Annotated in this window: 9 protein-coding genes and 1 pseudogene; 9 read left to right on the top strand and 1 reads right to left on the bottom strand. The window is 73.5% G+C overall.

The genetic code is table 11. The features are described from left to right. Positions 1–1247, top strand: a 1247-nt coding sequence (locus AAHZ94_RS23105; RefSeq protein ID WP_349994900.1) for a serine hydrolase domain-containing protein, incomplete at its 5' end; no start/stop codon positions are given. A 398-nt stretch (positions 1248–1645) separates the two neighbouring features. Here the strand turns inward: AAHZ94_RS23105 and def are convergent. Beyond that, positions 1646–2206, bottom strand: a complete 561-nt coding sequence (gene def, locus AAHZ94_RS23100) for a peptide deformylase (protein WP_349994899.1) — start codon at positions 2204–2206, stop codon at positions 1646–1648. Between the two features lie 211 nt (positions 2207–2417). Between def and AAHZ94_RS23095 the strand changes: the two genes are divergently transcribed. The 8 genes and pseudogenes from AAHZ94_RS23095 to AAHZ94_RS23060 all read left to right on the top strand — a co-directional run. Then, positions 2418–3656: a MurT ligase domain-containing protein gene (locus tag AAHZ94_RS23095; protein WP_349994898.1), complete on the top strand. Its 1239-nt coding sequence runs from the start codon at positions 2418–2420 to the stop codon at positions 3654–3656. Between the two features lie 121 nt (positions 3657–3777). Beyond that, positions 3778–4506 carry a type 1 glutamine amidotransferase gene (locus AAHZ94_RS23090; protein WP_349994897.1) on the top strand — a complete coding sequence of 243 codons (729 nt, stop codon included), beginning with the start codon at positions 3778–3780 and terminating at the stop codon, positions 4504–4506. 104 nt (positions 4507–4610) lie between these two features. After that, entirely contained in the window at positions 4611–5636 is a 1026-nt protein-coding gene (locus AAHZ94_RS23085) for a 6-phosphofructokinase (protein WP_349994896.1), read from the top strand. A 46-nt stretch (positions 5637–5682) separates the two neighbouring features. Then, positions 5683–6219: a winged helix-turn-helix domain-containing protein gene (locus tag AAHZ94_RS23080; RefSeq protein ID WP_502964751.1), complete on the top strand. Its 537-nt coding sequence runs from the start codon at positions 5683–5685 to the stop codon at positions 6217–6219. A gap of 55 nt (positions 6220–6274) precedes the next feature. Next, positions 6275–6814, top strand: coding sequence for a hypothetical protein (locus AAHZ94_RS23075; protein ID WP_349994894.1), 540 nt, complete (start codon positions 6275–6277; stop codon positions 6812–6814). A gap of 310 nt (positions 6815–7124) precedes the next feature. Next, entirely contained in the window at positions 7125–8102 is a 978-nt protein-coding gene (locus AAHZ94_RS23070; protein ID WP_349994901.1) for a cytochrome c oxidase assembly protein, read from the top strand. 33 nt (positions 8103–8135) lie between these two features. Then, the gene (locus AAHZ94_RS23065) at positions 8136–8336 is read left to right on the top strand and encodes a hypothetical protein (protein ID WP_349994902.1); all 201 of its coding nucleotides are present in this window, start codon (positions 8136–8138) and stop codon (positions 8334–8336) included. Further along, positions 8311–8529 (top strand): annotated as a pseudogene (locus AAHZ94_RS23060) (hypothetical protein); the annotation flags it as partial. The gene AAHZ94_RS23065 and the pseudogene AAHZ94_RS23060, both read left to right, overlap by 26 nt.

Genomic DNA, 8529 nt, shown 5'->3' with positions numbered 1-8529 from the left:
CGACACCCCCCCGCACCCCCGCCCGGCGGCGCGGGGGGGGGGGGGGTGGTGCGGGGGGGGGGGGGGGGGCTACCGGGGCCCCGGCGGGCGCGTCCGGCAGCGCGGCGGCTGCCGGCGGCGGCCCGCCCGCGACGGCCGGCCGCCAGCACACCGGCCACGACCTCCAGCGGGACACCGACGCGATCCGCGACGCCGGCGTCAGCGGCGTACAGGTGCGCACCACCGGGTCCGACGGCCGGCAGCAGACCGCCACCAGCGGCGTGTCCGACCTGCGCACCGGCAGCCCGGTCTCGCCGAACGGCTACTTCAGGACCGGCAGCACCGACAAGGCCCTGATCGCCACCGTCATGCTGAAGTTGGCGACCGAGGGCCGGCTGTCGCTCGACGACAGTGTGGGGCGCTGGCTGCCGGGGTTGCTGTCCGGCGAGGGTTACGACGAGAACGCCATCACCCTGCGCCAACTCCTCCAGCACACCAGTGGCATCGGCGACTCCGGGTACCCGCCGATGGAGACGCGCGACGAGTACTACGCGAACCGCTTCCACCCGCGTACCGCGGAGCAGTTGGTGGCCGCCGCGATGAAGGAGCCGCCGCTGTTCGCGCCGGGGCGGGGTTGGAGCTACGCCAACACCGGCTTCGTCGTCCTCAGCATGGTCATCGAGCGGGTGACCGGCAACCCGTGGCGGGAGGAGATCGAGCGGCGCATCATCAAGCCGCTCGGCCTGCGACACACCCGCTTCCCCGACGGCCCCCGGATGCCCCGCCCGCACGCCAAGGGTTACACGATGTTCGCCGGCACCGAAGGGCTGGTGGACACCACCTTGTTGGACGACGCGGACGCCTCGGGCGGTCACCTCTCCACCACCGCCGACCTGACCACCTTCGTCCGCGCCCTGTTCGACGGCCGGCTGTTGACGGCCGCCGAGCGGCGCGAGTTGACCAGATCGGTCGCGGTCAGCGAACAGGTGACGAAGATCTGGCCGGGGGCGCGGTACGGGCTCGGGCTGTTCTCGCGGCCGACGGCCTGCGGGGAGCGGGTGTGGATTCCGAGCGGCGACATGATCGGCTACCGCACGCGCACCGGGGTGAGCGAGGACGGCCGGCGCAGCGTGGTGGTGTCCATGTCCACCCAGCGGCAGGATTCGTTGGTCGAGTCCAAGCGCCAGGAAGACGCGTCGATCGCGCTGATCGACGACGTGCTCTGCCCCGCCGGCCAGGGCCCGAAGGGTTCCCCGAACCGGGGGTGATCACCTTCACAGGCGAGATGCGTTAGCGTCCGGTCATGCCGGGGCCGCCTGGGGGCGTGGGGTGGTGAAGGTGGGGGCGCACGGTGTGAGCCACTGCACCCCATGTTTTCGGCCATGTGGCGAGGTGGGCTCACGGCCAGTTCACCGCCGCTGAGCCGTCCGTGACCCCCGACGGCGGCGGGCGGGGGGGGGCCCCCCCCCCCGCCCCGGGCCCGTACGCATGACGCATGCGCATTTCCCGTACGAGCAAGCCTTCGCGACCAACCCGTAGGCAGGGCGCGCACGCATTCCTCGTACGGGCGAGCCTTCGCACGCCGCGACCACACACCCACGGCCGAACCCTCGCAACGCCCCGACCGGCCCTGCGGCCGACCCCGGACGCCCGGTCCGCCGGGTGCCTAGTTCGCCAGGCGCTCCCGGTCGCCGGCCCACGGTGCGCGGGCGGCGGCGCGCAGCGCCTTGCGTTGGCGGCGCCCGGCCAGTCGGTCGGTGAACAGCTTGCCGTCCAGGTGGTCGCACTCGTGCAGCAGGCAGCGGGCGAAGAAGCCGCTGCCCTCGATGCGCAGCGGCGTGCCGTCCGCGCGCACGCCCTCCACGACCGCGAGGTCGAAGCGGGGCGTGCCGGCCTCGATGCCCGGCAGCGAGAGGCAGCCCTCGGGGCCGCGGATGACGAGCCCGTCGGCGGTCACCACCCGCGGATTGACGAGGTGTCCGAGATGGCGGCGGTCCTCGTCGTCAGGACAGTCGAAGACGAACACCCGCAGCGGCACGCCGATCTGATTGGCCGCGAGCCCGACGCCGGCCGCGGCGTACATCGTCGCGTACATGTCCTCGATGAGCCGGGCCAGCTCCGGCCCGAACTCCGTCACCTCGGCGCACGGCGCCGCGAGGGCGGGATCGCCCAGCAGCCGCAGCGGCCGTACCCGTCCCGAGCTGCCGGGGATCGCGCCAGTTCGCATGGGCACCAGGGTACGGTCCGGGCCGGCCGGCACGGCCGTGGCCGGTGGAAGCGGAGCACGTGTGCAGGTGGCGCGGTTCGGGCCAGCGTCCGGATCTCGATAGGCTGAACCCCGACCGAAGCCTCCCGGCTGGCGATTCGGCATCAAGGGGGCGTTTGACCGGCAGCCCCGGGGGCGGGCAGCGAGCCGGACGCAAGGAGGAGCAAGGACGATGGCAGGCAACACGGAGCCGCTGCCGCCGCGGGCCAAGCTGGCCGTGACGGCGGGCAGGGCAGCAGCGGCGGTGTCACGGGTCGCCGGGCGCGGCAGCGGATCGGTGATCGGCGGGAAGGTCTCCCTCCGACTCGACCCGGATCTGCTGGCCCGGCTCGCGCGGCATCTGGACGTGGTCCTCGTCTCCGCGACGAACGGCAAGACCACCACCACCCGACTGATCGCCGAGGCGCTGCGCGCCAGCGGCCCGGTCGTCTCCAACGCCCTGGGCGCCAACATGCCCGCCGGCATCACCTCCGCCCTGGCCGGCGGTTCGGACGCCCGGTACGGCGTGATCGAGGTGGACGAGAAGTACCTGGCGGGCGTCGCCCGGGACACCACGCCCAAGGCCATAGCGCTACTGAACCTCTCCCGCGACCAGCTCGACCGGGCCGCCGAGACGCGGATGCTGGCCGAGAAGTGGCGGGAGGGCCTGGCCGGTACGAAGGCCACGGTCATCGCCAACGCGGACGACCCGCTGATCGTCTGGGCCGCCTCGTCGAGCCCGAACGTGGTGTGGGTGGCGGCCGGCCAGGAGTGGAAGGACGACGCCTGGTCCTGCCCGTCCTGCGGTGGCGTGCTGCAACGCCCGGGCGACGACTGGGGCTGCGCCGACTGCGGCTTCAGGCGCCCGCGCCCCACCTGGGCGCTGAGCGGCGACTACGTACTGGACCCGCAGGGCTCGGCCTGGCCGATCCACCTCCAGCTCCCGGGCCGGGCGAACAAGGCGAACGCGGCCACCTCAGCCGCCGTGGCCGCCACCTTCGGGGTGCCGCCGCAGGTCGCGCTGGAGCGGATGTACGCGGTGCAGGCGGTCGCCGGCCGGTACGACGTGGTCACCTTCCTCGACCGGCAGCTCAGGTTGCTGCTGGCGAAGAACCCGGCCGGCTGGCTGGAGACGTTCTCGCTCATCGACCCGCCGCCGACGCCGGTGATCCTCTCGGTCAACGCGCGCGGCGCGGACGGCACCGACACCTCGTGGCTGTGGGACGTGGACTACACGCGGCTCGCCGGCCACCCGATCATGGTGATCGGCGACCGGAAGCTGGACCTGGCGGTCCGGCTCGAAGTCGCCGGGCTCGACTTCCGGGTCTGCGAGAGCGCGGACGAGGCGGTCCAGATGGCCCCGCCCGGCCGGATCGAGGTCATCGCCAACTACACCGCCTTCCAGGACCTGCGCCGCCGCGTCGGCAACTAGCCCCGCCCGCGCCGAACCGTCCGGCCCCCGCGCCGTGCGCCCAGCGCACCGGGGGCCGGCACCGCCGCGGCGGCCGACGCCGCACCGCAACCGAACCGCTGAAGCACGAAGGATGCCGAGGATGAGCCAGAACAGCCTGCGCCTGGTGTGGGTCTACCCCGACCTGCTGAGCACGTACGGAGACCAGGGCAACGCGCTGGTCGTCGAGCGCCGGGCGCGGCAGCGCCGGCTGAACGTGTCGCGCGTCGACGTCCGCTCCGACCAGCAGATCCCCACCTCAGGTGACATCTATCTGATCGGCGGCGGCGAGGACCGGCCGCAGCGGCTGGCCGCCGAGCGGCTGCGCCGGGACGGCGGTCTGAACCGGGCCGTGTCCAACGGCGCCATCGTCTTCTCGGTGTGCGCCGGCTACCAGATCCTCGGTCACGAGTTCATCAACGACCTCGGCCAGCGCGAGCAGGGCCTCGGCCTGCTGGACGTGATCAGCACGCGCGGCGAGGGCGAGCGGTGCGTGGGCGACGTGGTCGGCGACATCGACGAGCGGCTCGGGCTGCCGGCGCTGACCGGCTTCGAGAACCACCAGGGCGTCACGCACCTGGGCCCCACGGCCCGCCCGTTCGCGCGGGTGCGGCTCGGCAAGGGCAACGGCACCGGCGACGGCACCGAGGGCGCCTGGAACGACACCGTGTTCGGCACGTACATGCACGGCCCGGTGCTGGCCCGCAACCCGCAGATCGCGGACCTGCTGCTGAAGCTGGCGCTCGACGTGAACGCGCTGCCCCCGGTGGACGACCGGTGGTACGAGGCGCTGCGCAACGAACGGATGGCCGCGGCCACGCAGACCGCATGACGGACACTCGCCCCTGCGCGACGCCGTCCGCTTGTAGGCTGGCATTGATCCAACCGGACGACGGGGTCCGGTCGTCCGGTTGAGTTGCAGAGGTATCACGGACCATGCGTATTGGTGTGCTCACTTCCGGCGGTGACTGCCCCGGTCTCAACGCCGTCATTCGGTCGATCGTCCATCGAGCGGTCGTCGACCACGGCGACGAGGTCGTGGGGTTCCACGACGGCTGGCGGGGCCTTCTCGAATGTGACTACCGCAAGCTCGACCTCGACGCCGTCGGGGGCATCCTGGCCCTCGGCGGCACCATCCTCGGCTCCTCGCGGGTGCGCCCCGAGCACCTGCGCGACGGGGTGGAGCGGGCCCGCGGCCATGTCGCCGAGATGGGGCTCGACGCGATCATCCCGATCGGCGGCGAGGGCACCCTCAAGGCGGCCCGGCTGCTCTCGGACGCCGGGCTGCCGATCGTCGGCGTCCCCAAGACCATCGACAACGACATCTCCGCGACCGATGTGACCTTCGGTTTCGACACCGCGGTCGGCGTTGCGACCGAGGCGCTCGACCGGCTCAAGACCACCGCCGAATCGCACCAGCGGGTGCTGATCGTCGAGGTCATGGGGCGGCACACCGGCTGGATCGCGCTGCACTCGGGCATGGCCGCCGGCGCCCACGCCATCGTCGTGCCCGAGCGGCCCTTCGACATCGGCGAGCTGACCACGGTGGTGGGGCAGCGCTTCCAGGCGGGCAAGAAGTTCGCGATCGTGGTGGTCGCCGAGGGCGCCAAGCCGCGCGAGGGCTCGATGGAGTTCGACGCCGGCGGCAAGGACGTCTACGGCCACGAGCGGTTCGCCGGGGTGGCCAGGCAACTCTCCATCGAGCTTGAGGAGCGGTTGGGCAAGGAGGCGCGCCCGGTGATCCTCGGCCATGTGCAGCGCGGTGGCACGCCCACCGCCTACGACCGGGTGCTGGCCACCCGGTTCGGCTGGCACGCGGTGGAGGCCGCGCACCGCGGTGACTTCGGCATGATGACGGCGCTGCGCGGCACCGACATCATCCTGACCCCGCTGGCCGATGCGGTGGAGACGCTGAAGACGGTGCCGATGGAGCGGTACGCGGAGGCGGAGTGCGTGCTGTGAGCCTGCGGTGAGCTGAGCCGCGCCCGCTCCGCCCAAGTGGAGCCGTCTGCTCCGCCCTGCTGGCCCGTCGACCGCCCCCCCCCCCCCCGGGCCGGGGGGGGGGGGGGTGGCCCCGGATGAACTGCCCCCGGTCGCCGACCTGCTGCACGCGGACGCCACCTGGCTGCCCGCCCCCGCGCACACCCTCCCCTCACTGCCCGGTCAGCCGCCGATGGTCGGCTACCTGGTCCTGGTCCCCGCCGACCGGCGGCCCGGCGGTGCCCCGGTGGCCGCCGCGCCGGAGGGCGGCGCCGGCGCCGCGCTCATCCAGATCGACTCCGAGCAGCGCATCGCCCGGGTCGCCGATCGTCCGCTCGACCTCACCTACCTGGAGTTCGAGCTGCTGGCCCATCTGGTCGCGCATCCGCACCGGGTGCACACCAGGGACCAGTTGGTGACCACGGTGTGGGGGTACGGACACGTGGGTGACGGGCGGACCGTCGACGTCCACATCGCCCGGCTGCGCCGCAAGCTCGGCGCGGAGCACCGGGCGTCGATCGTGACGGTCCGCCGGGTCGGCTACAAGTACGCACCCATCGGCTAACTCCGGTACGGCGCAAGGCCATCCTCGGCTCCGGCCCGCGGTATAGCGTGCCGGCATGGAATGCGACCGTCTCATGCCCGAGTACGACTTCCGGTCCTGCTACAGCCGTCGGATCGACGCCGACCCCGCGGCGGCCTGGCGGGCCTTCCAGGAGCTGACTGCCGAGGAGCTCCACATCACGCAGGTGCTGACCGGCATCCGCTCGCTGGGCACGCTGCGGCTCAGCGGGCGGGTCACGGACACGGCCCCGGTCCCCCTGTTGGCCCGCGGCGAGCTCGGTGAAGTGCGCGGCAAGATCGCCAAGTTCTGGCACGTACGGCCCGAGCTCGCCCCGGTCCCCGACGGTGACCCGGAGGCGTTCGTGGCGTTCGCCGAACCCGGCTGGGCCAAGACGGTCACCGGGGCGCGGGTGGTCGCGGACGGCGACGGCAGCCTGATGACCATCGAGACCCGAGTGCGTTGCACCGACGAGCGTTCCCGGCTGGTCTTCGGCGCGTACTGGCTGGCCATCCGGGCCGGTGGCGCCGGTCTCGTGCGGCTGGAGATGTTGCAGGCCGTGGCGCGCCGGGTGGAGCCGGTGGCGGTGGCCGCCTGACGGCCCTCCGGTCGCGGCGGTACGCGCCCCCGTGCGCGCGAGGGCGGGCCGCGGGGTACGGGCGGGGGGGGGGGGGGGGGGGGGGGGGGGGGGGGGGGGGGGGGGGGGGGGGGGGCCGGGCCGGCGGCGGGGGGGGGGGGGGCGGGGGGGGGGGGGCGGGGCGCGGGGGGGGGGGGGGGCGGCGCCCGCGCCCCCGGGGGGGCGCGGGGGGCCCCCCCGGGGGGGCCCGCCCCCCCCCCCCCCCCCCCCGGGGGGCGGGGGGCGGTTCTACTCTGGTGCGAGCGTTTGCGGCGATATGAGGAGAGAGCGGATGGATCACGGCGGGCACGGCATGGACATGGATCTGCCGCCGTTCACCCTGGCGCGCGGGTTGGAGTTCAGTGGCGAGCCGTTCTTCCTGATCGGTTGTGTCCTGGGGCTGGCCCTGTACGGGTGGGGCGCGCTGCGCCTGCATCGGCGCGGGGACGGCTGGCCGGTGATGCGCACCGTCTCCTTCGTGGTGGGTGTGCTCACCGTGGCGCTGGTGATGTGCACCAAGCTCAACGACTACGGCATGGTCATGTTCAGCGTGCACATGGTGCAGCACATGGTGATCAGCATGCTCTCGCCGATCCTGCTGCTGCTCGGGGCGCCGGTGACGCTGGCGCTGCGGGCGCTGCCGGCCGGCCGAGCCAGGTCCGGGCGCGGCGGCCCCGGCCCGCGCGAGGTGCTGGTCGCGCTGCTGCACAGCCGGTACATCCGGATCATCACCCATCCGGCCTTCACCATCCCGCTGTTCATCGCGAGCCTGTACGCGCTGTACTTCACGCCGCTGTTCGACTTCCTCATGGAGAGCAAGCCGGGCCACATCGCGATGATGGTGCACTTCCTCGCGGTGGGTCTGGTCTTCTTCTGGCCGATCATGGGCGTGGACCCGGGCCCGCACCGGCCCGGCTACGTGATGCGGATGCTGGAGCTGTTCGCCGGCATGCCCTTCCACGCGTTCTTCGGCATCGCCCTGATGATGGCGTCCGAGCCGATGATCGGCACGTACAAGAACCCGCCGGAGTCGCTGGGCATCGACGCGCTGTCGGACCAGAACGCGGCCGGCGGCATCGCCTGGGCGTTCAGTGAGATCCCCTCCGTGCTGGTGCTCATCGCGCTGGTCTTCCAGTGGTACCGCTCCGAGCAGCGCGCGGGGCGGCGGGCCGACCGGATGGCCGATCGGGACGGCGACAAGGAGCTGAACGCCTACAACGCGTACCTGGCGTCGTTGCAGGCCAAGAGCCGGGAGCCGGCCGAGCGCTAGCGCAGGTGGCCGGGCCCGGGTGACGATGGGGCCGTGGCCTGGGCGACCGCCCCGGCCGCCGAGGAGGTTGCGGGGATGCCCGGATCTGCGAAGGTGATGGCCGCGTTCACCGTGGGTGGTCTGGTGATGGTGACCGCCTACTCCGTCACGTTGGGCAACAACGGCTGGCTGTGGTTCGGCTGGGTCGTGCTGGGTCTGCTGACCGTGGGTGTGGTGGCCGCACGCGGCACCTGAATCCGGCGGGGCTCCGCCCGGCCCCGCCGCTCCCGCCCGTTGCACCGCTCTCGCGGGGGGGGGCCCCCCCCCCCGGGGGGGGGCGCCGCGGGGGGGGGGGGGGGCGGCGCGGGTGGGGGGGGCCGTGGGGGGGGCCGGGGCGGTCTGCGGGGCGCGCGGCGCCGCGCCCGCGATCGAGGCCGCGGGACTGCCG

The organism is Streptomyces sp. HSW2009 (assembly GCF_040240285.1).
In the GTDB taxonomy this organism is placed as follows: domain Bacteria; phylum Actinomycetota; class Actinomycetes; order Streptomycetales; family Streptomycetaceae; genus Streptomyces.
Note: the sequence above shows the minus strand (reverse complement) of the source record. Positions and strands in the feature narration are given on the sequence as shown.